Origin of the sequence: Variovorax boronicumulans, assembly GCF_009811375.1 — a bacterium.
In the GTDB taxonomy this organism is placed as follows: domain Bacteria; phylum Pseudomonadota; class Gammaproteobacteria; order Burkholderiales; family Burkholderiaceae_C; genus Variovorax; species Variovorax boronicumulans.
The window spans coordinates 1-23,510 of record NZ_BKDH01000002.1; the positions used below are offsets into that span (position 1 = coordinate 1).

The following is a 23,510-nucleotide window of genomic DNA, read 5'->3' on the forward strand; positions in this document are numbered from 1 at the left end:
ACAGGATGCGAGAGGTGCGCACGCCCAGGGCCCGTACGGCTTCGACGAACAGCAGTTCGCGCACGACCAGCGTCGAGGCCCGCACCACCCGTGCGACACGCGGCGTATAGACCAGCACCAGCGCGAGCACGGTGTTCATCAGAGAAGGTCCGAGGATGGCCACCAGCGCGATGGCCAGCAGGATGTCGGGGAAGGACATCATGGCGTCGACCACGCGCATCAGCGGTGCGTCGAGTCGGCGGAAGAAGCCCGCCATCAAACCCAGCACCGTGCCGGCGATGACCGCACCCAGCGCCGTGAGCGCGGCAATGGCCAGTGAGTAACGCGCGCCGTGCACGATGCGTGAATACATGTCGCGCCCGAGTTCGTCGGTTCCGAGCAGGTGTTCGGCGCTGGGCGCCTTCAGGCGCTGCAGCACGGCGGTGTCGTTAGGGTCGGCGGAAGCGAACAGCGGCGCACCGACAGCGAGCACGGCAATCACCAGCAGCACCAGGGCGGAGACCATCACGATGCGGCGGTGCATCAGCTGGCGGAGCATTCGAGGCATGCGCATCGTTCAGACCTTCACGCGCGGATCGACCACCGCGTACAGCAGGTCGATCGAGAAATTGATGAGCACGTAGATCGCGGCGATCACGAGCAGTGCACCTTGAATCACGGGGTAGTCGCGCCGCAGCACGGCGTTGACCACGAGGTTGCCCACGCCGGGCAGGCCGAACACGGTCTCGGTGATGACGGCGCCGCCGATCATCAGCGCGACGGTCAGACCGATCACGGTGACGATGGGCACCAGCGCGTTGCGCAGCGCGTGCTTGAGCACGACGACCTTCTCGCTCAGGCCCTTGGAGCGCGCGGTGCGCACGTAGTCTTCACCCAGCACGTCGAGCATCGAGGCGCGCGTGAAGCGGATGATGAGCGCGGAGTTCAGCAGGCCCAGCACGGTGGCCGGCAGCACCAGCGCGTGCAATCTCTCGGCAAAGGGTGCATCGGGCGCGCCGTAGCCCGACACCGGGAACCACCCGAAGGACACCGCGAAGATCTGGATCAGCACGATGCCCAGCCAGAAGCTGGGGATGCTGGCACCCAGCATCGCGATGCCGGTGAAGAACTGGTCGACCACGCGGCCGCGGAACACCGCAGAGACGATGCCGCAAGGCACGCCGATGAGCGCGGCGATGGCCACGGCCAGCAGCGCGAGCAAGGTGGTGGGCTCGGCGCGCTCCCACAGTGCTTGCGTGACCGGGCGCTGCAGGAAGATCGAGGTGCCCAGGTTGCCCTGCAGCACTTCGCGCAGCCAGTAGCCGAACTGCACGGGCAAGGGTTTATCCAGGCCGTAGTCCTTCTGCACGCGGGCGATGTCGGCGGCGGTGGCCTGGTCGCCCAGCAGCACCGAGATGGGGTCGCCCGAGGCGGCGCGCGTGAGCACGAAGACCAGCACGGCCACCAGCGCCAGCACGATGAGCATGCCGCCCGCGCGCGAGGCGATGTAGCGAAGCGATGCGCTCTTGATCATGACGAGAACTCGATGGCGGCGGCGCTGCCCACGGCCACGTACTGGCCGGTGAACTGCACGTCGCCGTTCTTCTTCACGCGGAAGATGGTCACGTTGTCGCCCTGCTTGTTGTGGCACACGTAGAGAAAGCGCCCGCTCGGCTCGAGCGTGCAGCTGCGCGGGTAGTTGCCGCGCGTCCACTCCTCGCGCACGAGCGTGGGCGCGCCGGTGCGCGCATCGACCTTGAAGATGGAGATCGAATCGTGCAGCCGGTTGAGCGACACGAAGTGCGTGCCGCCCGGCAGCATGCGGATGCCCGAGGCGTAGCTGGTGCCCTTGAAGCCGGCCGGCAGCGCCGAGGTTTCGCTCACCAGCGTGAGCACGCCGGTGGCGCCGTCGTAGCGCAGGAAGGCGATGGTCGAGGCCTCTTCGTTGACGAGGTAGACCCACTTGCCATTCGGATGGAAGGCGAAGTGGCGCGCGCCCGAGCTTTCGGACACGGCCACCGTGCTCGGCTGGCTCAGCACGCCGGTGGCGCGGTCGAAGCGGTACGAGATGACGCGATCGAGCCCCAGGTCGGCCACGAGCACGAAGTTGCCGGCCGGGTCGGCCTGCACCATGTGCGCGTGCGGGCCGTCGTGGTCGCTGGTGGCAAAGCCTTCGTGCGAGCGCGCGGCCAGCGGCACGACGTCGGCGCCGGGCTTGCAGGGCGTGGCGGCGCCGCAGGCAGCGACGTCCTTGTAGACGACGGCGGCGCGGTCGGTGTCGAAGCTGCCGTCGGCACGCAGTGCGATCACGCTGACGTCGCCGCTGGCGTAGTTGGCGGCGAACACGAAGCGCCCGTCGGGATGCACGCTCAGGTGCGCCGGGTCCTTGCCGCCGCAGGGCATCTCGGCCACGAACGACAGCGCGCCGTTCGCGCCGATGCGAAAGGCCGAGACGGAGCCGGCCTCGAACTCGTTGGCCGCGTAGAGCATCGGCAGCGTCGGATGGCGCGCCAGCGATGCGGGGTTGCGCAGCTTCGCATCGCTGCCCGCGCTGGCCACGGCCGGTGGTGCACCGGGGATGGGCTTGAGCGCGCCGGTCGCGCCGTCCACCACGAACTGGTGCACGCCCAGGCCGCGCCCGCCGCGCCACGGCTTGCCACCGTCGCTGTAGGTGCCGACGTAGGCGTACACGGGGCCCGAAGTGGTGGCTTGAGCGGGAGTGGCCATGGATGGTTTGAGTCCGAGGGCGCCGAGGCCGGAGGCCAGTGCGCTGACTTGCAGAAGTTGACGACGCGACGGCATGGCGGTGCTTGCGGCCTTACTTGATCTTCGCGTTCCAGAAGAACGGCCAGGTCGCGGGCTGGTAGTTGTCCAGCGCCGGGCTCTTGGCCGAGAGGCCGTTGAACTTGCCGACGTTGATGTAGGGCACTTCGTCGTACACCACCTGCTGCACCTTGCCCCACAGCGCGCCGCGCTTGGCCGGGTCGCTCTCGGTGTTGAAGGCGCTGAGCGCGGCCTTCTTGGCGGGCGAATCCCACCAGCCGGGCGCGCCGTCGCCCAGTTGCGGCGGCGAGAGCATGGGCTCGGGGAACTGGCCCGAGTGGGTCACGTAGATGTCCCACAGCTTCGGGTCGTTGCGGCGTTGCACCAGCGTGGCCCAGTCGACCACGTTGAGGTCGACCTTGAAGCCGGCGCGCTTGAGCTGCTCGGCCATCAGGAGCGACATGTTGTAGTGGAAGTCGTACTGGCGGCTGGTGAGCACGCGGATCGGCTCGCCCTTGTAGCCGGCCTTGGCGGCGGCGTCTTTCGCCTTGGTGGCGTTGCGCTGGTTGTAGTGGTCGGCGCCGGCCGCCGAGTAGAACGGCGAGCCCTTGGGGAAGTGGTTGGCCTCGGCCACGAAGAAGCGCGTGTCGCCGAAGCCGGCCGCGAGCATCTCGCCCTGGCCCAGCGCGGTCTGCACGGCCTGGCGCACCGCCGGGTTGGCGGCCACGCCTTCCTTGGTGTTGAGCACGAGGTAGGGGAAGCCGAACGACGGCGTCATGATCGGCAGCGTCTTGCCGCCGGCCTTCTCCAGCCGCGGCAGGGCTTCTACCGGCAGCAGGTCGGCAAAGTCGTACTGGCCGGCCAGCGCACCTTCGACGCGCGTGCTCGCGTTGGGCACGGGCACGAAGCGCAATTCTTCGATGACCGCTTCGCGCTTGCCGCCGTAGCCGCTCGCAGGTTCCTTGCGCGCGGCGTACTTGTCGAAGCGCGTGAGCAGCACGAACTGGTCGGGGCGGCGCTCCTTGAACTTGTAGGGGCCGGTGCCGACGAAATCCTTCAGCGGCGAAGCGATCGAGTCCTTGGCCATGATGGCCGCCATGCCGCTGGGCAGCGCGAGCTGCGACAGCAGCGGCGCATACGGCGCCTTCAGCACGATCTCCACACCCAGCGGGCCCTTGGCCTTGAGGCTTTCGATTTCCTTGCCCACGGCCTTGCCGCGCGGCGACTGGTCCATCCAGCGCTGCAGGCTGGCCACCACGTCGTCGGCCGTGAGCTCGCGCCCGTTGTGCAGCGCCACGCCCTTGCGCAGCGTGATCGCGTAGGTCTTGCCGTCGGCCGAGATCTTGGGCATGCCCTCGGCCAGCATCGGCACCACGTTCCACTTGGCGTCGAAGGTGTAGAGCGTCTCGTACACGTGCTGCATGATGGTTCCGACCAGATCGGCCGTGGAGGCCATCGGGTCGAGCGTCTGCGGCTCGGCCACCATCGCCAGCGTGGCGAAGTTGCGCGGGCCCTGCGCGTGGGCGCTGGGGTGAGGCAGTGCGGCACACAGCATCGCGAGCAGGGAAGCTCCCAGCAGGCTGCGCTTCGACAGGCGGGGCAGGCGCTGGACAAGACCGGCGTGAGACATGGAGAACTCCTTCATGGGGCGGACTGATTTATGAAAGAAATTTTCTTTCTAGGCCGAACTCTGAAGCAGACTTCATGCCAAATCATCCGTGTTAACCCTTGTTGAGGGGTTATTCTGAAAAAGTCTTTCAATTCAGACGGATACTGCGGCCCTCACCCGCCCCTCAACCTTGTCACTCCCAGGAGTTCCCATGCCCCTCGAATACCTCGGCGCCCCGCCCATCGCTTCCGACCGCCAGGCCCGCCCCTTCTCCCCCGCCGTGCGCGCGGGCGATTTCGTCTACGTGTCGGGCCAAGTGCCCGCCAACGCGCAGGGCGAGATCGTGGCCGGCGGCATCGAGGTGCAGACGCGCCAGGTGATGGAGAACCTGAAGACCGTGCTCGCGCTGGCCGGCGCCACGCTCGACGACGTGTGCAAGAGCACCGTCTGGCTGCACGACGCGCGCGACTTTGGTGCCTTCAACCGCGTCTACATGAGCTACTTCGGTGAAAACAAGCCGGCGCGCTCGACCACCGAGGCGCGCCTCATGGTCGATGCGAAGGTCGAGATCGACGTCGTCGCCTACAAGCCCAAGGCCTGATCAGGCCGGTCGCAGTTCGGTCTTGCGCTGCACGATGCGCGAGACCAGCCCGTACTCCACGGCCTCCGTGGCCGACAGCCAGCGGTCGCGCTCGATGTCGGCCAGCACCACATCGATGGGCTTGCCGGTTTCGCGCGCGATCTCGTGCGCGATGCGCTGGCGGGCCTTGATGATCTCCTGCGCCTGGATCGCGATGTCGGTCGCCTGCCCGCCCGCGCCGCCGCTGGGCTGGTGGATCAGGAAGCGCGTGTTGGGCAGGCACACGCGGCGCTCGCGCGGCGCCGCCAGGAACAGGTGCGTGGCCGCGCTGCCCACCCAGCCGGTGCCGATCATGTGCACCGGCGCGCTGATGAAGCGCACCACGTCGTGGATCGCGTCGCCCGACTCCAGGTGCCCGCCGGGCGAGCTCACGAGGATGTCGATGGGTTTGTCGCCGCTGTCGGCATCGAGCGCGATGAGCCGGCGCGTGACGTCGGCGGCCACGCTGTCGGTGATGCTGCCGAAGATCAGCAGCGTGCGCGACTTGAACGCCTTTTCCTCGAGGTAGGAATTGCGCGGCTCGGCCGTGGCCGCGGGCGGGGTGTCGTCGTCGGTTTCCAGTGTTGAAAACATGGGCTGCATGAAGAAAGCTCCTGTGGTTGAACTGTCTTGACGAACAAGCCCACAGTTTCGTGACATTGCGCCTGCTGTGGCAAGCTGCGCCGATGCTCGACGAACGCTATCTCTCGCAATTGCCTGCGCTGCGAAGCCGGCTGGTTCGCACCGCGGCGCGGCTGCTGGGCACGCACGCCGAGGCCGAGGACGTGGTGCAGGACACCTACCTGCGCGCGCTCGAAGCCGGCGATGCCGCGCCTCCCGCATCGACCCAGGCGTGGCTGACCACGGTGGTGCGCCACCTGGCCATCGACCGGCTGCGGCGCGAGGACTGGATGCGGCGCTGGCTGCACGATGCGGGCGACGTGCACGCGCCTGAGGCATCGTCGGCGGAAGCCGATGCGGCGCAGGCCGAGTCGGTCGAACGTGCGTTGCGGCTGCTCGCTTCAAAGCTGTCGCCCGCCGACGGTGCGGCGCTGCTGTTGCATGAGGTCTTCGAGGCCAGCTTCAAGGAGATCGCGCAGGCCAGCGGCAAGACCGAGGCGGCCTGCCGGCAGCAGGTGCATCGCGCGCTGTTGCGGCTGCGGCAGGACAGGCACGCCGACGACGAGCACGAGCGCGCCGCATCGCCCGCGCATTTCCAGGTGTACCGACAGGCGCTCCTGCAGTGCGATGCCGCGCCGCTGCGCGCCCTGCTGCGCACGCCACCGACACGCGCTTTCTCTGCATCAGCTTCGGCAACCCCGGCATCGACGCCGCACACCGTCTGCCAGCTCGTGCACCTCGGTGGCCAGCTCGGCCTCGTGCTCACGCTGGGCGACAAGGTGCTGTGCGTGCTGCCCCTGGAGGCGACGCAACCCGAAGAGGTCGCGCAGTGAGCCGGGTCGTCATCGTCTCCGGGCCGCCGGGCTCGGGGAAGACCTCGGTGTCGGCGCTGCTGGCCAAGGCCGATCCGCGCGGCCTGCACCTGCCGTCCGACCTGTTCTACGACTTTCCGGCGCACCCCGTGCCGCCCTACCGCGCCGGTGCCGACGCGCAGAACACGGCCGTGATCCGGGCCGTGTGCCGCGCGGCCGCGTCGTTCGCGGCGGACGGCTACCGGGTGTGCCTCGACGGCGTGTTCGGCCCGTGGTTTCTGCCACTGGTCGCGCGCGAATTCGAGGCGGCAGGCACGCAGGTGGCGTACGTGCTGCTCGAGGTCGATCTCGAGGAAGCGCTGACGCGCGTGCGGCAGCGTTCGGGGCCGGAGCTGGACACGATGGTGCGCACGATGCACGCCGCGTTCCAGCAACCGGCGCCCGGGCTCGATGGCCATCGCATCGCGACGATGGCGCGCACGCCCGAAGCGGTCGCGCAGGCCATCGAGCAGCGGCTGGCCGGCGACGCGCTGCGCCTCGACCTGCGGTCGTGGGCGCGCGCCGACCGCTGAGGCTCAGCCCGCCAGCCGCCCCGCCACCAGCTGCAGCACGCGGTCGCAGCGCTTGGCCAGGTCCTGGTCGTGCGTGACCATCACGAAGGCCGTGCGGTGCCGGTGCGCGAGATCGAGCATCAGCGCGAACACGGCGTCGGCGGTGCTGCGGTCGAGGTTGCCGGTGGGCTCGTCGGCCAGCACGCAGGCCGGCTGCGTGACCAGCGCACGCGCAATGGCCACGCGCTGGCGCTCGCCGCCCGACAGCTCGGCCGGCCGATGATGCAGGCGCTCGCCCAGGCCCACGCTGGCGAGGATTTTTGCCGCGGCCTGCGCCGCTTCGCCGGCCTCGACGCGGCGGATCTTCAAAGGCATCGCGACGTTGTCGAGCGCGCTGAACTCGGGCAGCAGGTGATGGAACTGGTAGACGAAGCCCAGGTGATGGTTGCGCAGCCGGCCCTGCTCGGCGGGGTCGGCATGCGCGATGTCCTTGCCGAGCAGTTCGACCTTGCCCGCGGTGGGTGCGTCAAGCCCGCCCATCAGGTGCAGCAGCGTGCTCTTGCCGGAGCCGGAGGCGCCGACGATGGCCAGCGTTTCGCCGGCATGCACGTCGAGGTCGACACCGTGCAGCACGGTGAGGTCGATGCGGCCTTCATGGAAGCGCTTGGTGAGGCCACGGGCCTTCAGGACGACATCACTCATAGCGCAGGGCCTCGGCAGGATTGACGCGGCTGGCGCGCCAGCTCGGATACAGCGTGGCCAGGAAGGCCAGGATGAGGGAAATGACCGCGATCGGCATGATGTCGCTTTGCTGCGGGTCGCTCGGCATCTTGCTGATCAGGTAGATGTCCTTGGGCAGGAAGCTGGCGTGGAAGAGCTGCTCCAGGAAGGGCACGATCACGTCGATGTTGTAGGCGATGCCCAGGCCCAGCAGCAGGCCGCCGACGGTGCCGATCACGCCCACCATGGCGCCCTGCACCACGAAGATGGCCATGATGCTGCGCGGCGAGCTGCCCAGCGTGCGCAGGATGGCGATGTCGGCGCGCTTGTCGGTCACGGTCATCACCAGCGTCGAGACGAGGTTGAAGGCCGCCACCGCGACGATCAGCGTGAGGATGATGAACATCATGCGTTTCTCGACCTGCACGGCCGCGAACCAGGTCTTGTTCTGGCGCGTCCAGTCGCGGATGAGGAACTGGCCCGGCAGCGTGACGGCGAGCTGGTCGGCCACCTCGCGCGCTTCATGCAGGTCTTTCAGCTTGAGGCGGATGCCGGTCGGGCCTTCGAGGCGGAACACCTTGGCGGCGTCTTTCTCGTGCACCATCGCCAGCGCCGAGTCGTACTCGTAGTGGCCCGAGTCGAACACGCCGACCACGGTGAACTGCTTCAGGCGCGGCACCACGCCGGCCGGCGTGACCTGGCCGCCCGGCGCCACCAGCGTGACCTGGTCGCCGGGCTGCACGAACATGGAGCGCGCCAGCTCGATGCCCAGCACGATGCCGAACTCGCCCGGCACCAGCTTGTCGAAGGTGCCGCCCTTGGCGATGCCGCCGGTGTCGGTGACCTCGGGCTCGAGCGCGGGGTCGATGCCGCGCACGATGGCGCCCTTCATGTCTTCGCCACGCGCGATGAGCGCCTGCGTGTTGATGAAAGGCGCCGCGCCGATCACCTCGGGGTTCTTGCGGGCGTCGGCCATGATGGCGTCGATGTCCTGCAAGGCCTGGCCGTCGCGCGAGAAGATCTCGATGTGCGACACCACGCTGAGCATGCGGTCGCGCACTTCCTTCTGGAAGCCGTTCATCACGCTGAGCACGATGATCAGCGCCGCCACGCCCAGGGCGATGCCGAGCATCGACACGCCGGAGATGAAGGAAATGAAGCCGTTGCGTCGCGTGGCCCGGCCTGCGCGCGTGTAGCGCCAGCCGAGCTGCAGTTCGTAGGGGAATCGCATCAGCGGCCTCGCCCCGTGGCCTCAAGGGGCATGGGCGCACCCGCGGGGGGCGGCAAATACTCGGGGTGAGGAGCGAGGGGGTAGGTCATACGGTGGAATTGTGGCATCCCGGACAATAGGGAAATGGCCGAACCTCTCCCACGTCATCTGTTGATTCCCTTTGCCGGCCGCGGTTCCCCGGCTTGCCGCGCGGCGCTCGCGACCCTGCGGCTGCCGAACCTCGAAACCCTGCTGCTGCGCCTGACGCTCGCCGACACCGACACGCAGGACGACAGCACCCGCTCCCCGCCGCACGAACGCGCGCTGGCCCGCGCGCTCGGCCTGCCTCCCGCCGACGACGGCTGCATTCCCTGGGCTGCGCTCGAAGCCCGCAAGACCGGCCTGGCCGCGCCCGGCGACCCCGAGGCCTGGGGCCTGGTGACGCTGTGCAACTGGCAGGTCGGCATCGACGACGTGGCGCTGGGCGACCCGAGCGCCATCGAGATCGACGCGGCCGAGTCGATGGCCCTGCTGACCGTGGCGCAGCCGTTCTTCGAGGAAGACGGCATCGCGCTGTACCCCAGCGACACGCCGGGCCGCTGGCTCGCCCGCGCGCCCATCTTCGACGGGCTGGCCACGGCCTCCATCGACCGCGCGGTGGGGTACCCCATTTCGCAGTGGTCGCCGCTGGGCGACGCCTCGCGGCCGCTGCGCCGGCTGCAGAACGAGATGCAGATGCTGCTGTACACGCAGCGCGTGAACGACGAGCGCACCGCGCGCGGCGTGCCGCCGATCAATTCGTTCTGGCTCAGCGGCACCGGCGTCCTGAAGGACGCCGCCCTGCCCTCGCCGCCCCTGTCGCGCACGCCGGTCGTCGAACTCGCGCTGCGCGATGCCGCGCTGCGCGACGACGGCCTGGCCTGGGCCGCCGCCTGGCAGGCCTTGGACGCCGGCGCCATCGCCGGCCTGCTCGCCGACCTCACGCGCGGCGCCGACGTGGCGCTCTCGCTGTGCGGTGACCGCGGCGCGCAGCTTTTCACCGTGCAGCCGCGCGGCCTCGCCCGCTGGGCCAAGGGCCTGTTCGACCGCAACCGCGCCACCCAGGTGCTGGAGTCCCTATGAAGATCATTGCCCGGGACATCCCGCCGCGCACCGTCTGGGCGCTGGAACAGGCCGGCGTGCACCCGCTGCTGGCGCGCCTCTTTGCCGCGCGCGGCGTGCGCGGCAAGGACGAGCTCGACGACGGCCTCGCGCGCCTGCTGCCGCCCGACACGCTGCGCGGCACGCGCGAAGCCGCCGTGCTGCTGGCCGATGCCATCGCACAGGACAAGCGCCTGTGCATCGTGGCCGACTACGACTGCGACGGCGCCACCGCCTGCGCCGTCGGCGTGCGCGGCCTGCGCCTGCTGGGCGGCAAGAACGTGAGCTACCTCGTGCCCGACCGCGTGGTCGACGGCTACGGCCTGACGCCGCCGATTGCCGAGCGCGTGGCCAACGCCGGCGCCGACATGCTGATCACCGTCGACAACGGCATTGCCAGCGTCGAAGGCGTGGCCGCCGCCAAGGCGCGCGGCCTGCAGGTGCTGGTGACCGACCACCACCTGCCCGGCCCCGAACTGCCCCTGGCCGACGTGATGGTGAACCCGAACCAGCCCGGCTGCGAGTTCGAAAGCAAGAGCATCGCCGGTGTCGGCGTGATGTTCTACGTGCTGCTCGCGCTGCGCTCCGAACTGCGCACGCGCGGCGTGTTCGACACCGCCACGCAGCCCAAGCTCGATGCGCTGTTGCCTCTCGTCGCCCTCGGCACCGTGGCCGACGTGGTGAAACTCGACGCCAACAACCGCCGCCTCGTGGCGCAGGGCCTGCGCCGCATCCGCGCGGGCGCGATGCCGGCCGGCGTGGCGGCGCTGTTCAAGGCGGCGGGGCGCACCGCCTCGGCCGCGACCACCTTCGATTTCGGCTTTGCCCTCGGCCCGCGCATCAACGCGGCCGGCCGGCTGGCCGACATGACGCTGGGCATCGAATGCCTGCTGACCGACGACGCCGGCCGCGCCGACGAACTCGCGCGCATGCTCGACGGCATCAACCGCGAGCGACGCGACATCGAGGGCGGCATGCGCGACCAGGCGCTGCTGCTGGCCGAGTCGCTGTTCGCGGCCGATGGCGAAGGCGTGGAAGCGCCGCCGCCGGCCATCAGCGTGTTCGGCGCGGACTTTCACGAAGGCGTGGTGGGCATCGTGGCCTCGCGCATCAAGGACCGCTTCCATCGCCCGACCTTCGTGTTCGCGGCCAGCGCGGCGCCGGGCAAGGAGCAGGAGCTGAAGGGCTCGGGCCGCTCGATTCCGGGCTTTCACCTGCGCGATGCGCTCGACCTCGTGGCCAAGCGCCACCCCGGCGTGCTGCTGCGCTTCGGCGGCCACGCGATGGCCGCGGGCTGCACCGTGGCGCGCGAGCACTTTCCCGTCTTCGAGCGCGCGCTGGCCCAGGTGGCCGGCGAATGGCTGGCGGAGGCCGCGCTGACGCGCCAGATCGAGACCGACGGGCCCATCGCGCGCGAGTACATGCGCATCGACCTCGTCGACACGCTGCACCGCGAGGTCTGGGGCCAGGGCTTTGCGCCGCCCACCTTCAGCGAAGAGGTCGAGGTGGTGTCGCAGCGGCTGGTGGGCGAGAAGCACCTGGCGCTCAAGCTCAAGCACCAGGGCCAGCCCATCGACGCGATCTGGTTCAGCCACACCGAGCCGCTGCCGCCGCGCGTGAAGCTGGCGTTCCGGCTGGATGCGGACGAGTGGCAAGGGGTGCGACGGTTGCGCTTTCTGGTCGAAGGCGCGGAGGTGTGACGCGGGCGGCCTAGACTGGAGGCCCATCCATTCGAACGGGCACTCTCGCATGCAGCAAGAAGCCATCTCGGCCCACGACATCTTTCCGCACATCCGTGTCGTGATGGGCATGGTCATCGGCCTGGGCGTGACCCGGCTGCTGTCGGGCGTGGCGCGCATCGTGCAGCACCCGACGCAGTACCGACTCTATGCCGTGCACCTGGCCTGGGTCGCCTCGGTGCTGCTGGCGCTGGTGCATTTCTGGTGGTGGGAGTTCGGCCTGTACCAGATCGACAGCTGGACCTTCGGCACCTACGCCTTCATCGTCAGCTACGCGATCCTGCTGTTCCTGCTGTGCGCGCTGCTCTTTCCCGACAGCATGCAGGACTACGCGAGCTACCGCGACTACTTCTACGCCCGCCGCGCGTGGTTCTTCGGCTTGCTGGCCGCCACCTACCTGCTCGACGTGGTCGACACGCTGATCAAGGGCGAGGCGCACTTCGCCCGCTTTGCGATGGAGTACCTCATCCGCACGCCCATCCTCGTGGGCCTGTGCATCGCGGCGGCCCGCTCCGCCAACCCGCGCTTTCACACGGCCTTCGTCGCGGGCACGCTGGCTTACCAGCTGTCGTGGATCTTCCGGCTCTTCGACACCTTGGATTGAGCCGCTGCGGCCAACAGGAACAGGACCTGCGTCCATGAGGGCAGGCTAGTATCCACGTCCTTCAACCGATACGGACCCCACCTACCGCCGTGAGCACCCTGCCCCCTTGCCCCCAATGCCATTCGGAATTCACCTACGAAGACGGCCTCAACCTTGTCTGCCCCGAATGCGCTCACGAATGGTCCGCCTCGGGCGCTGCCGCCGAAAGCGCGGCCGATGAGGGGCGGGTCATCAAGGATTCGGTCGGCAACGTGCTGAACGACGGCGACACCGTCACCGTCATCAAGGACCTGAAGGTCAAAGGCTCGTCGCTGGTCGTGAAGGTCGGCACCAAGGCGAAGAACATCCGCCTGATCGATGGCGATCACGACATCGATTGCAAGATCGACGGCATTGGCGCGATGAAGCTGAAGTCGGAATTCGTGCGCAAGGCTTGAGACCGGCCTGACTCGTGCGGCGCAGCGTCTCGCTGTCCGCTCGTCATGCCAGTGCCGCGCGGACTTCCTAGCTGGCCAACTCCCGGCAGCGCGCGGCGTCCAGCGCATGGCCGCAGGCGTGGAACTCCCGCGCCGCCGCGGCGAAGCCTTCGCGCGCGGCAGCGGCACGGCCGGTGGCCCGTTCGATGTGGGCCTGCGCCTCGTGCAGCGACGCGTACCAGGCCGGCAGCTTCATCACCACGTTGGCCAGGTACTCGGATTGCTGCTGGTGGCTGGCCGCCAGGTCCAGTTCGTTGGCTCTCGCGGCCGCGATGGTGGCCGGGATGGCGAAGGTGATGCGGCAGCCGGGGCAGCTTTCCAACGGGCCGCGCACGTTGGCCTCGGCCTCCTCCAGCACGCCCAGCGCGGCGTCGGGCTGCGTGGCCATCGCGATGCGGGTGCCGTAGATGCGGTCCAGCAGGTGGAAGCCGACGTCGGACTGGCGCGCGACGTCGAGCGCTTCGTCGAGCAGGCCGCGCGCCCGGTCCATCTGCCCGCGGTAGATCGCCAGCTCGGAGCGGCGCTGCAGCGACAGCGCTTCGCCCGTCGCACCGCCGATCGCGCGGTGCATGCGCCCGCCGGCCACCAGGTCCTGCTCGGCGGCGTCGAGCTGGCCGCTGAGCAGCCAGGCCTCGCCGCGCAGCGTGACCGCGAACGCGTGCCCGCGCGCTGCGCCCAGCCGCTGCGCTTCCGTGGCCAGCGCATCGGCAAACGCGATGACCTCGGCATACGGCCGCGAGCCGTAGAGGAAGCGCTGCGTGATGCACAGGTGGCCGTCGAACACGCGCACCGCCAGCTGCGGCAGGTGGCTCGTCTCCTTGAGGTCGGCCCACACGCTGCCGTGCAGGTCACCGCGCGCGTGTGCCGCCGCGGCCTGCGACCAGGAGGCGATCACGAGCGTGCCTTCGTCGCCCGTCTCCAGGGCGATCCGGCGCACTTCGGCCGAGCGGCGCGTTCCTTCGGCGGGGTCCCCGAAGCCCAGGGCCGCCGCGCCGCTGTAGGCCAGCGCTTCGGCGAGGCGCCCCGCCACCGTGGTGGGATGCACATCCTTCAGATACTGCAGGGCACCGGGCGGGTCGCTCATCTTCACTTGCGCCAAGGCCCGCTTGGCGCGCAGTTCGTGGGACAGCGCCTCCGCAGCGACGGCGGCGGCCGCATCGTAGGCGGCCAACGTGCCGGGCCGGCCCAGCGCGTCCAGGGACTCGGCACGCAGCGCCAGGGCTTCCGGCTGCGTCGCCCGGTGCGCGAGCAGCGGCTCGACGTGGCGCAACACGTCCTCGTAGGCGCCGAGGCGAAAGGCCTGGCGCGCGGCCGCCAGCGCACACGGCATCGCCCGCTCGGCATCGCCCGCGGCGAGCCAGTGATGGCCCACCAGGCCCGGTGCCGCACCGCAGTGCTCGAGCCGCGCCGCCACGTCGCGATGCCACAGCACACGCCGGTGCGGCGGGATGCCTTCGGCCAGCGCGTCCCGCACGAGGGCGTGGCGGAAGCGGTAGCGGCCATCGGCGACCACCAGCACGCCCGCGGCCAGCGCCTGGTCGAGCCGCGCCAACGCGTCGTGGCCTTCGTCGGCGGCCAGCGCCACGGCCGTGGCCACGTCGAAATCTTCGGCCGACAGCGCCAACCGGCGCAAGGCCTCCGTCGTGCCGGGGTCCAGGTCGCACAGGCGTTCGGCCAGGGCCGACGACAGGCTGCGGGACATCACCGCCGTGGCGCCGTCCGACGTGGCCGCACCGCGCGCGAGCTCGACCACGGCAAACGGCAGGCCCTCGGCACGGCGCGCGATGGCGGTGGCGGCCTCGGCCGTCATCGGTGCGTCGGCCGAGCGGGCTGCGAGCAGCGCCGCTTCTTCCTCGGACAGCGGGCCCAGTTCAAGGGCCTCCAGCTGGCCGGCGCGCTGCAGGCGCGAGGTGTTCCGATCCAGCAGGGGCGGCAGCGCGTGCCGGCACGCGAGCAGCACGAACACCGGGGGGCCGCTGGCAGCCAGCTGCGTCAGCGCCTGGGCGCTCGCGTCGTCCGCCGCGTGCGCATCGTCGACGATGAGCAGCACCGGCTTGTGCGCGGCGGTGGCCAGCAGCAGCCGGCGCACGGCGCCCACCATCTGGTGGCGCCCGAGCGGCAGGGCCAGCGGCTTCACGTCGCCCGAGGCGGTCATCTGCGCCAGCACGGCCTGGGCGTGCGCACCGATGGCCTGTGCCGCGTCGGGCAGTTCGCCGAGCAAGGGCTCCACCAGGTCGGCCGCGATGCCGTAGGGCCGGGTCCAGTCGCCGGCCTGCAACGAGCGCACCTGCCAGCCCAGGCCCCGCGCTTCTTCGGCGACGCGGCGGCAGAACGCGGTCTTGCCCATTCCCGCCGGTGCGCGCACCACCGCGCCCCCCGGACGGCCCGCGAGGCTGGCGCGCAGCCACCCCAGGACACGCACCAGCTCCATGGCACGGCCGACGAAACGCGGCGCGGCGCCCTCCAGGCCCGCCACGCATTCGCGGTACAGCGCCTCGGCCGGCGGACCGGGGCGCATGTCCAGGGTCTGCTGCAGATGGTCGCGCAGGTGGCCGTACCAGCGCAGCGCCGAAGAGCGTCGCCCGGCCGCCAGTTCCTCGCGCATCAGTTGCACATGGGCCGCTTCGTCGGTGGGGTCTTCGCGCACCAGCCGTTCCAGGTCGCCGGTCTGGCGCAGCAGCTGCAGGAACTTGTCGCGCAACCGCTGGCGCGGCGCCTCGGTCCAGGTTTCGTAGCGGGCGTCCGGCAGGAGGTCGCCGCCATAGAGTTGCGCGGCCGCCTTGCAGGCCTGCGGATCGCCGCTGCGCAGGGCCTCGTCCGCTGCGCGCTCGAACTGCTCGGCGTCGCACGCCACCGCTTGGTCGGGCAGCAGGAAAACCCGGCCGCCTCGCAGCACCAGGGCGTCGGGTTGGCCGATGAACTGGCGCGCGTGGTGCGCGGCCTTGCGCAGGTTGGCGCTGCCCGCGTCGGGGTCCAGGTGCGGCCACAGGGCGTCCACCACCTGCTCGTTCGCCAGGCTGCGCCCGGGCTGCAACGCCAGCAGCTGCAGCAGCTCGGCGGCGCGCCGGGTCAGCGGCACTGGTGGAATCTGCGGGTCATCGCCGGCCACGCTCAGGTGGAACGGGCCCAGCAGCCGGATGGACACGGCTTCGGACGGCGGAGTCGGTGGGGGCGACATCGCGATTCCTTTCCCCCGGCACGGGCCGGGAACGTTTCAGGAACGCCAAGCGTGGAGCATCAGTATGCCGTCTATCGAATCTGGCGGGTGCAACGAATAGACGCACCACCCTCGCGCCCGCGGACCCTCAAGGAGTACCTCATGCATATCGCAAAAGACGCAGTCGACGTGAAGATGGAAATTCCCGGTGCCCTGATCCGGCAGCGTCTGAATTTCGGCGACGCGACCGGCTACAGCAAGATCAGCGGCGAGTACTTCACGCTGTCGGCGGGCGTCGACACGACGCCGCTGTTCCAGGGCCTGAACAACCACAACTCCTGCCAGTGCCCGCACTGGGGGTTCGTGCTCAAGGGCCAGATCACCACCACCGACGACGCCGGGGAGCAGGAGACCGTCCAGACCAACGACCTGTTCTATTGGCCGCCCGGCCACAACGTCAAGGTCGACGCCGACGCGGAGATCGTGATGTTCAGTCCGCAACACGAACACACGCACGTGATCGACCACATGATCGAGAAGGTGAAGTCATGAACCCGAACAAGGCCCTCTGGGAAAAAGGCGACTTCACCCGCATCGCCGAGAGCATGCGCGAGAGCGGTGAAGACGTCGTGCGGCACGCGCACATCACGCCCGGCATGAAGGTGCTGGACCTCGGCTGCGGCGACGGCAACACCGCCATCCCGGCCGCCAAGCTCGGCGCGCAGGTGCTGGGCGTGGACATCGCCGCCAACCTGGTCGCCGCGGGCAACCGGCGGGCGGCCCAGGCCGGGCTGTCGGCCAGCTGCAGGTTCGAGGAAGGGGACGCCTGCGAGCTGCGGCTGGAGAACAAGTCCTTCGACCTCGTCATCAGCATGTTCGGCGCCATGTTCGCGCCCAGGCCCTTCGACGTGGCACGGGAGATGGTGCGTGTCACGCGCCCGGGCGGCCGCATCCTCATGGGCAACTGGATCCCGAACGACCCCACGCTGGTGGCGCAGATCCTGAAGATCAGCTCGTCGTATGCGCCCCCGCCGCCCGAGGGTTTCGTGAGCCCGATGGGCTGGGGCTCGACCCCGAACATCATCGAGCGCTTTGGCGCGGCGGGCGTTGCCTCGGAGGCCATCAGCTGGGAACGCGACAGCTACATCTTCGACTTCAAAGGCTCGGCAGCGGAATTCGTCGACACCTTCCGGCAGTTCTACGGCCCGACCATGAACGCATTCGACGCCGCAGCCCAGGCGGGGCGCACCGACGAACTGCGCACGGAGCTGGTGACGCTGTTCCAGAGCCAGAACCAGAGCCAGTACCCCAACACCTGCCTGATCGCCGCGACGTTCCTGCGGGTGACGGTGGAGGTGGGCTGATCCGCGGCGTTCCGTCGGCTTCTGCGGCCGGTCCGGACCGCCGGACAGGTCGAGGGAGACAAAGAAAAAGCCCGGCAACGCAGGACGTTGTCGGGCTTTTTTGATTGGTGCCGCTTGTCGGAATCGAACTGACGACCTTCCGCTTACAAGGCGGGTGCTCTACCAATTGAGCTAAAGCGGCTGAAAGAAAGCAGTGCTGGCGACGATTCTAAGCGGCCGGCTTTGGGCCGACCGCATCGTCACTTGACGCGCTTGAGCGATGGCCGGGTGCCACCACCGGCCGGCGGGCGCGGCGGCTCGTCGGTCGGGTCGGTAGCATCCGAGGCGGCGTCGACCGTCTCGTCGCCCTCTTCGCCCGTCACCAGGTGGAACACCTTGCTGGCGTCGCCTTCGGTGCCGCGCGAGGCATCGCGCAGCGGCATGCGCGGCGCGCTGTTCGGCGAAGCCGCGGCCGAGGCGGCGTCATCGCCATCGTCGGACGTGGTGGCGGCCGGCACGGGGGCCGGGAACGCCATGCCCTGTCCGTTCTCACGGGCGTAGATCGCGATCACACGGCCGACCGGCACGCTGATCTCGCGCGCCGTGCCGGCGAAGCGGGCCTTGAACTCGATGAAGTCGTTGCCCAGCTTCAGCGAGCTGGTCGCGTCGAAGCTGATGTTCAGCACGATCTCGCCGTTCTTCACGTACTCGCGCGGCACCTGGACGGTGTCGTCGACCAGCACCGCGACATAGGGCGTGAACCCGTTGTCGGTGCACCACTCGTACAGCGCCCGGATGAGGTACGGGCGGGTGGAAGAGGACTCGAGCGCGTTGATCATGAAAGGCGGCGAAAAACGAAGGAAGCAAGCACGCAGCTTACTTACTTTCGCATGACCTTTTCGGAAGGCGTCAGTGCTTCGATGTAGGCCGGGCGCGAGAAGATGCGCTCGGCGTACTTCAGCAGCGGCGCCGCGTTCTTGCTCAGGTCGATGCCGTAGTAGTCGAGGCGCCACAGCAGCGGCGCGATGGCCACGTCGAGCATCGAGAAGTTGTCGCCCAGCATGTACTTGTTCTTGAGGAACACGGGTGCGAGCTGCGTGAGGCGGTCGCGGATGTGCGAGCGGGCCTTTTCGAGCGCCTTCTCGTTGCCCTTGGCGGTGCGGTTCTCGAGCGTGGCGACGTGCACGAACAGTTCCTTCTCGAAGTTGAGCAGGAACAGGCGCACGCGGGCGCGGTCGACCGGGTCGCCGGGCATCAGCTGCGGATGCGGGAAGCGCTCGTCGATGTACTCGTTGATGATGTTCGACTCGTACAGGATCAGGTCGCGCTCGACCAGGATCGGCACCTGGCCGTACGGATTCATCACGCTGATGTCTTCGGGCTTGTTGTAGAGATCGACGTCGCGGATCTCGAAGTCCATGCCCTTTTCGAACAACACGAAGCGGCAGCGGTGGGAGAAGGGGCAGGTCGTTCCTGAATACAAGACCATCATGGCGAGAGACTCCTAAAAATCAAAAAGAGTGGGTCGCCTGGGCAACCCACTCTGTGGGACCGGACGCACGAGGCGCCCGGTCGGCGTGAACGGAATTACTTGACGTCTTTCCAGTACGAGGCGTTCAGTCGCCATACGAAAACCACCGACATGGCCAGGAACAGCAGCACCCAGACGCCGATGCGCACGCGGGTGTTCTGTGCCGGCTCGGCCATCCACTGCAAGTAGCCGACGAGGTCGCCCACTGCGCTGTCGAACTGCACCGGGGTCAGCGTGCCGGGGGTCACTTGCTCCCACTTGCCCGAGAACACATCGGTGGCATGGCCATGCTGCTCGACCTTGGTGTAGATCGGCAGGCGCTCGCCCTGCAGTTCCCACAGCGGGTTCGGCATGGCGACGCTCGGGAACAGCAGGTTGTTCCAGCCGGTGGCCTTGGTGTCGTCGCGGTAGAAGCTGCGCAGGAAGGTGTACAGGTAGTCGGGGCCCGTGCCGCCGTGGCCGGCGCGCGAACGTGCGACCAGCGTCAGGTCGGGCGGCGTGGTGCCGAACCATTCCTTGGCCTGGCGCGCGTCGATGTTGGCCTTCATGGTCTCGCCGACCTTGTCGGTCGTGAACAGAAGGTTGTCCTTGATCTGCTGCTCGCTGATGCCGATGTCCTGCAGGCGGTTGTAGCGCATGAAGGCGGCCGAGTGGCAGTTCAGGCAGTAGTTGACGAACAGCTTGGCGCCGTTCTGCAGGGCCGCCACGTCGGTGGTCTTGTTGGGCGACTTGTCCCACGCCAGACCGCCCGATTCGGCGGATGCGGCCGCGGAGAAAGTCAGGCCCAGTGCCAGACCCATGACAGCGAGCCAGCCGGAAATTCTTTTCTTCATCGTGTTTCTCTCAAGCTCTCTTGCACTTGCGCGCGCATCAATGGGCGGCGAAGACCACGCGCTCGGGCACGGTCTTGAATTCGCCCTTGCGGCTCCACCACGGCATCAGCAGGAAGAAGCCGAAGTAGAAGAGCGTGCCGATCTGCGAGATGGTCTGGGCGATGTCCAGGGCGAACGAGCCGATGACCAGGTTGCCCCAGACGCCGGGTGCCTGGATGCCCAGGTAGCCCAGGATCAGGAACAGGAACACGAACACGCCGTAGACATACTTGTGCCAGCTCGGACGGTAGCGGATCGACTTGACTTCGCTGTGGTCGAGCCACGGCAGGAAGAACAGGATGATGACCGAGCCGCCCATGATGACTACGCCCCAGAACTTGGCGTCGAAGGTCTTGAGCAGGAAGATCACGACGGCGGCCACGACCACGGCGGCAACCTTGAGGCCCATGCCCGACTTGCCCTTGATGAAGTTCCAGACGGCGGCCGCGGCGATGATCAGTGCGAACACGTTGACCATGTCGTCGGTGGTGGCGCGCAGCATCGAATAGAACGGCGTGAAGTACCAGACCGGGGCGATATGGTTCGGCGTCTTCAGCGAGTCGGCCGGGATGAAGTTGTTGTACTCCAGGAAGTACCCACCGGCTTCGGGCGCGAAGAAGATCACGGCCGAGAAGATCGTGAGGAACACCACCACGCCGAAGATGTCGTGCACCGTGTAGTACGGGTGCGACGGGATGCCGTCGAGCGGATGGCCGTCGGGACCGCGCTTGGCCTTGATCTCGATGCCGTCGGGGTTGTTCGAACCCACTTCGTGCAGCGCGATCAGGTGGGCCACCACGAGGCCGAGCAGCACCAGCGGCACGGCGATGACGTGGAAGCTGAAGAAGCGGTTCAGCGTGGCGTCGCTCACGACGTAGTCGCCGCGGATCAGCAGGGCCAGGTCAGGACCGATGAAGGGGATGGCGGCGAACAGGTTCACGATCACCTGGGCGCCCCAGTAGGACATCTGGCCCCAGGGCAGCAGGTAGCCCATGAAGGCTTCGGCCATCAGGCACAGGAAGATCGCGCAGCCGAACACCCAGATCAGCTCGCGCGGCTTGCGGTAGCTGCCGTACATGAGGCCGCGGAACATGTGCAGGTACACTACGATGAAGAACGCCGAGGCGCCCGTCGAGTGGATGTAGCGGATCAACCAGCCCCAGGGCACGTCGCGCATGATGTACTCGACCGATGCGAACGCTTGGTTCGCGTCAGGCTTGTAGTGCATGACGAGGAAGATGCCGGTCACGATCTGGATCACAAGGACCAGCATCGCGAGCGAGCCGAAGATGTACCAGAAGTTGAAATTCTTCGGTGCGTAGTACTTGCCCCACTGGTCGTTCCAGAGCTTGGTCAGCGGGAAGCGGTTGTCGACCCAGTTGAGCAGCTTCTCGCCGGCGGGGGCGTTGGGGGAAACTTCGTGAAATTCAGCCATGTTCGTGGTCTCCCTCAGGCCTTCTTGCTGTCGTCGCCGATGAGCAGGCGCGTGTCGGACAGGTACATGTGCGGAGGCACAGGGAGGTTGTCAGGAGCGGGCTTGTTCTTGAAGACGCGACCGGCGAGGTCGAACGTGGAACCGTGGCAAGGGCAGAGGAAACCGCCTTCCCAGTCGTTCGGCAGCGAGGGTTGCGGGCCGGCCTGCAGGCGGTCGACCGGCGAGCAGCCGAGGTGGGTGCAGATGCCGACCACGACCAGCACGTCGGGCTTGATCGAACGGTGGCCGTTCTGTGCGTACTTGGGCGTGAATTCGTCGGGGTGACGCTTGGAGAGCGGGTCAGCGAGCTGGCCATCGAGCTTGGCGAGTTCGGCGACCTGGTCAGGACTGCGCTTGAGGATCCAGACCGGCTTGCCGCGCCATTCGACGGTGATCTTTTCGCCGACCTTGAGGGCCGAGATGTCCACTTCGACCGCGGCGCCCGCGGCCTTGGCCTTTTCGGACGGCTGGAATGTGCTCACAAAAGGGATTGCGGTGGCCACGCCGCCCGCTACGCCGGCACAGCTGGATGCGATCAACCACGTCCGCTTGCTTGTGTCGATCCGGGGCGAGCCGGAGGTCATGTCACTCATGGGGATCCTCTAAGTCTTCTTCGCTGGAGCAGGGGCTGACCTTTGCCACAGCAAGGTCAACCCGAGATTGTAGCGGGGCGCAAAAGGGTTTTTCAATGATTGCCGCGCGTGCGCACGGCGTCGCAGCACGTGCGCGACAGCACGCGACGGCCCTCGGCGCTCAGCTCAGCAGCCCGTACTGGGTCGCCTGCCGAACGGCTTGGGTGCGCGACTTGACGGCCAGCTTGCGGTAGATCCGCTTGGCGTGGAACTCGACCGTGTTGATCGAGAGGCAGATCGCTTCGGCGATCTGCCGATTGCTCCAGCCTTGCGCGATCAGGCGCAGCACATTGAGCTCCCGAGGTGACAGCAGCCCGGGAGCAGGCATCGGAGGCGAGACCGTGTCGCCGTCGCGCAGCGCGGACTCGACACCCTCCGGTTTCGCGGACGCCGCAATCAGGCCGAGAACGCGACGCGCGACGCGTGCGTCCATCGGCGAACCGCCGCGCTCGATCGAGCGCAGCAAGAAAGAGAGTTCAGCATCGCCGGTGCTCGTCAGCAGATAGCCGGAGGCTCCTGACGAGATCGCGGCCTCGACCAGCAGGCGGTCGTCGTCCTTCGACATGGCGATGGCGTCGATCTGCGGGTAGGTACGCCGCAGGTGCGACAGGAGCGCGACACCGCCGTCATCAGTGAGGTGCATGTCGACCAGCACTAGGTCATAGGGCAGCGCGGCCAGCAGGCGGATCGCCTCCGCGTGCGTGGAGGCGATCACGACGCGGCGTCCCGGGGCCAAGTCGCAAAGGAGGCGTCGCATGCGATCGGCCAGGGCCAGGTCGCCCTCAACGATCAGGGCACCGAAGAAGGCACAGCCCAAGGCGGCGTACCGGCCGGTGAGTGCCGGCGCCGAGTGTGCGCTGCTGGCGGACAGGTGATTCATCATGAGCAGACGCCTCCGACCACGCTGTCGGCCACGGGCCCGCACACCCGCACACCTTTCGCTCCCACACCTTCAGACAATCGAATCACGCATATCCCCTTGTTGCGCCCCGCGCGCCTACCTTGAATGTCAACTTTCGTTTCGGGGTACTGCAGGAACGATGCCTGGGAGTCGGCCATGCGGCCCATCGCAACGATGGCTCGGCGAGTGCGTTGATTTCATTGAAGAAATGCGGCGGTAACGCCCGGGACCCCGCCGGTGGAGCTGCGCGCCAGTCGCCGTCGTTACGGCCATCTTGGGCGGAACGTTACGTAGCATTGAGATACACATGCACCCGTCACACTCATCCACAACAATCGAGGCAATACGCGGTTACAAGGAGGCCGTGGCAAACGCCTCATCCTCCAGGCCAAATTAGTTGCGGCACACTTCTGATGCTGCTAACCTCAAGTCAAGAGCATAAAAACCCTTTGAGAGGATCACTGTGAAGACGAACAAACTGGTTGCTACCGTCGCCCTTGCCACCCTGGCAATCTCGTCGGCTTTTGCCCAAACGCAGGTTACCCCTGCGCCCGCAAGCACCAATCGCGCATTTACGCCGGGCCCTGCTGGCGCTCCGAGCGCAACCGCTGCTGGCCTTGGCGGCCTGACCCCCGTTCAATGGGGCGCTGTTGCAGGCACCGGCGCACTGATGCTGACCCTCGGCAGCAGCAACAACGGCAACGGCGGCGGCGGCTTCTTCGTCCCTGGCACCGGCACCACCGGCACGGGCACCACC

Annotated in this window: 23 protein-coding genes and 1 tRNA gene; 9 read left to right on the top strand and 15 right to left on the bottom strand. The window is 68.1% G+C overall.

Annotated features, from left to right (window positions below):
- From VHAB30_RS19900 to VHAB30_RS19915, 4 genes are all read right to left on the bottom strand, one after another.
- Positions 1-553 (bottom strand): ABC transporter permease (locus tag VHAB30_RS19900; RefSeq protein ID WP_159278390.1); only part of this gene is annotated, 553 nt, incomplete at its 3' end.
- Between the two features lie 3 nt (positions 554-556).
- Positions 557-1,513 carry an ABC transporter permease gene (locus tag VHAB30_RS19905; protein WP_095743846.1) on the bottom strand — a complete coding sequence of 319 codons (957 nt, stop codon included), beginning with the start codon at positions 1,511-1,513 and terminating at the stop codon, positions 557-559.
- Positions 1,510-2,706 carry a lactonase family protein gene (locus VHAB30_RS19910; RefSeq protein WP_235926864.1) on the bottom strand — a complete coding sequence of 399 codons (1,197 nt, stop codon included), beginning with the start codon at positions 2,704-2,706 and terminating at the stop codon, positions 1,510-1,512. The genes VHAB30_RS19905 and VHAB30_RS19910 overlap by 4 nt, the downstream gene beginning before the upstream one ends.
- A 91-nt stretch (positions 2,707-2,797) precedes the next feature.
- Positions 2,798-4,372, bottom strand: a complete 1,575-nt coding sequence (locus VHAB30_RS19915; RefSeq protein ID WP_159278392.1) for an ABC transporter substrate-binding protein — start codon at positions 4,370-4,372, stop codon at positions 2,798-2,800.
- Between the two features lie 190 nt (positions 4,373-4,562).
- Between VHAB30_RS19915 and VHAB30_RS19920 the strand changes: the two genes are divergently transcribed.
- Positions 4,563-4,952, top strand: a complete 390-nt coding sequence (locus VHAB30_RS19920) for a RidA family protein (protein ID WP_062473709.1) — start codon at positions 4,563-4,565, stop codon at positions 4,950-4,952.
- On the opposite strand, the gene VHAB30_RS19925 is transcribed toward VHAB30_RS19920, so the two are convergent.
- Complete coding sequence (locus VHAB30_RS19925) at positions 4,953-5,573, bottom strand: ATP-dependent Clp protease proteolytic subunit (RefSeq protein ID WP_070059889.1); 621 nt, start codon at positions 5,571-5,573, stop codon at positions 4,953-4,955.
- Positions 5,574-5,623: 50 nt separating this feature from the next.
- Here VHAB30_RS19925 and VHAB30_RS19930 point away from each other — a divergent pair, with 50 nt between their 5' ends.
- Together VHAB30_RS19930 and VHAB30_RS19935 are read left to right on the top strand one after the other, a co-directional pair.
- Positions 5,624-6,424 (top strand): sigma-70 family RNA polymerase sigma factor, encoded by an 801-nt coding sequence (locus VHAB30_RS19930; RefSeq protein WP_308789336.1) that lies wholly within the window; start codon positions 5,624-5,626, stop codon positions 6,422-6,424.
- Positions 6,421-6,975, top strand: a complete 555-nt coding sequence (locus tag VHAB30_RS19935) for an AAA family ATPase (protein WP_159278393.1) — start codon at positions 6,421-6,423, stop codon at positions 6,973-6,975. Before VHAB30_RS19930 ends, VHAB30_RS19935 begins: the two co-directional genes overlap by 4 nt.
- Before the next feature lie 3 nt (positions 6,976-6,978).
- Here VHAB30_RS19935 and lolD read toward each other — a convergent pair whose 3' ends face one another.
- Entirely contained in the window at positions 6,979-7,656 is a 678-nt protein-coding gene (gene lolD / locus VHAB30_RS19940) for a lipoprotein-releasing ABC transporter ATP-binding protein LolD (RefSeq protein WP_095950949.1), read from the bottom strand.
- Positions 7,649-8,905, bottom strand: coding sequence for a lipoprotein-releasing ABC transporter permease subunit (locus VHAB30_RS19945; RefSeq protein WP_095743837.1), 1,257 nt, complete (start codon positions 8,903-8,905; stop codon positions 7,649-7,651). The genes lolD and VHAB30_RS19945 overlap by 8 nt, the downstream gene beginning before the upstream one ends.
- A 123-nt stretch (positions 8,906-9,028) precedes the next feature.
- Between VHAB30_RS19945 and VHAB30_RS19950 the strand changes: the two genes are divergently transcribed.
- The 4 genes from VHAB30_RS19950 (at position 9,029) to VHAB30_RS19965 (ending at position 12,804) form a co-directional block, all read left to right on the top strand.
- Positions 9,029-10,006, top strand: coding sequence for a hypothetical protein (locus VHAB30_RS19950; protein ID WP_159278394.1), 978 nt, complete (start codon positions 9,029-9,031; stop codon positions 10,004-10,006).
- Positions 10,003-11,724 (top strand): single-stranded-DNA-specific exonuclease RecJ, encoded by a 1,722-nt coding sequence (gene recJ, locus VHAB30_RS19955; RefSeq protein WP_159278395.1) that lies wholly within the window; start codon positions 10,003-10,005, stop codon positions 11,722-11,724. Before VHAB30_RS19950 ends, recJ begins: the two co-directional genes overlap by 4 nt.
- 49 nt (positions 11,725-11,773) lie before the next feature.
- A complete protein-coding gene (locus VHAB30_RS19960) occupies positions 11,774-12,367 on the top strand; it encodes a hypothetical protein (RefSeq protein WP_062473695.1) in 594 nt (197 codons plus the stop codon).
- A gap of 89 nt (positions 12,368-12,456) precedes the next feature.
- Positions 12,457-12,804 carry a zinc ribbon domain-containing protein YjdM gene (locus VHAB30_RS19965; protein ID WP_095743821.1) on the top strand — a complete coding sequence of 116 codons (348 nt, stop codon included), beginning with the start codon at positions 12,457-12,459 and terminating at the stop codon, positions 12,802-12,804.
- A 67-nt stretch (positions 12,805-12,871) separates the two neighbouring features.
- On the opposite strand, the gene VHAB30_RS19970 is transcribed toward VHAB30_RS19965, so the two are convergent.
- Positions 12,872-16,021 carry an ATP-binding protein gene (locus tag VHAB30_RS19970; RefSeq protein ID WP_159278396.1) on the bottom strand — a complete coding sequence of 1,050 codons (3,150 nt, stop codon included), beginning with the start codon at positions 16,019-16,021 and terminating at the stop codon, positions 12,872-12,874.
- Positions 16,022-16,162: 141 nt separating this feature from the next.
- Here VHAB30_RS19970 and VHAB30_RS19975 point away from each other — a divergent pair, with 141 nt between their 5' ends.
- Together VHAB30_RS19975 and VHAB30_RS19980 are read left to right on the top strand one after the other, a co-directional pair.
- The gene (locus VHAB30_RS19975; protein WP_062473689.1) at positions 16,163-16,552 is read left to right on the top strand and encodes a cupin domain-containing protein; all 390 of its coding nucleotides are present in this window, start codon (positions 16,163-16,165) and stop codon (positions 16,550-16,552) included.
- A complete protein-coding gene (locus tag VHAB30_RS19980) occupies positions 16,549-17,364 on the top strand; it encodes a class I SAM-dependent methyltransferase (protein ID WP_159278397.1) in 816 nt (271 codons plus the stop codon). The genes VHAB30_RS19975 and VHAB30_RS19980 overlap by 4 nt, the downstream gene beginning before the upstream one ends.
- Before the next feature lie 105 nt (positions 17,365-17,469).
- Here VHAB30_RS19980 and VHAB30_RS19985 read toward each other — a convergent pair.
- The 7 genes from VHAB30_RS19985 to VHAB30_RS20015 form a co-directional block, all read right to left on the bottom strand.
- Positions 17,470-17,545, bottom strand: a tRNA-Thr gene (locus VHAB30_RS19985).
- A gap of 58 nt (positions 17,546-17,603) precedes the next feature.
- A complete protein-coding gene (locus VHAB30_RS19990) occupies positions 17,604-18,182 on the bottom strand; it encodes a ClpXP protease specificity-enhancing factor (RefSeq protein WP_159278398.1) in 579 nt (192 codons plus the stop codon).
- 41 nt (positions 18,183-18,223) lie between these two features.
- Positions 18,224-18,835 carry a glutathione S-transferase N-terminal domain-containing protein gene (locus VHAB30_RS19995; RefSeq protein WP_062473683.1) on the bottom strand — a complete coding sequence of 204 codons (612 nt, stop codon included), beginning with the start codon at positions 18,833-18,835 and terminating at the stop codon, positions 18,224-18,226.
- A gap of 95 nt (positions 18,836-18,930) precedes the next feature.
- The gene (locus VHAB30_RS20000; protein ID WP_159278399.1) at positions 18,931-19,707 is read right to left on the bottom strand and encodes a cytochrome c1; all 777 of its coding nucleotides are present in this window, start codon (positions 19,705-19,707) and stop codon (positions 18,931-18,933) included.
- Positions 19,708-19,744: 37 nt separating this feature from the next.
- Positions 19,745-21,181 (bottom strand): cytochrome b, encoded by a 1,437-nt coding sequence (locus VHAB30_RS20005; protein WP_070059900.1) that lies wholly within the window; start codon positions 21,179-21,181, stop codon positions 19,745-19,747.
- Between the two features lie 14 nt (positions 21,182-21,195).
- A complete protein-coding gene (petA, locus tag VHAB30_RS20010) occupies positions 21,196-21,813 on the bottom strand; it encodes a ubiquinol-cytochrome c reductase iron-sulfur subunit (RefSeq protein WP_062473677.1) in 618 nt (205 codons plus the stop codon).
- 160 nt (positions 21,814-21,973) lie between these two features.
- Entirely contained in the window at positions 21,974-22,735 is a 762-nt protein-coding gene (locus VHAB30_RS20015) for a response regulator transcription factor (RefSeq protein ID WP_235926865.1), read from the bottom strand.
- Positions 22,736-23,510 lie beyond the last annotated feature (775 nt).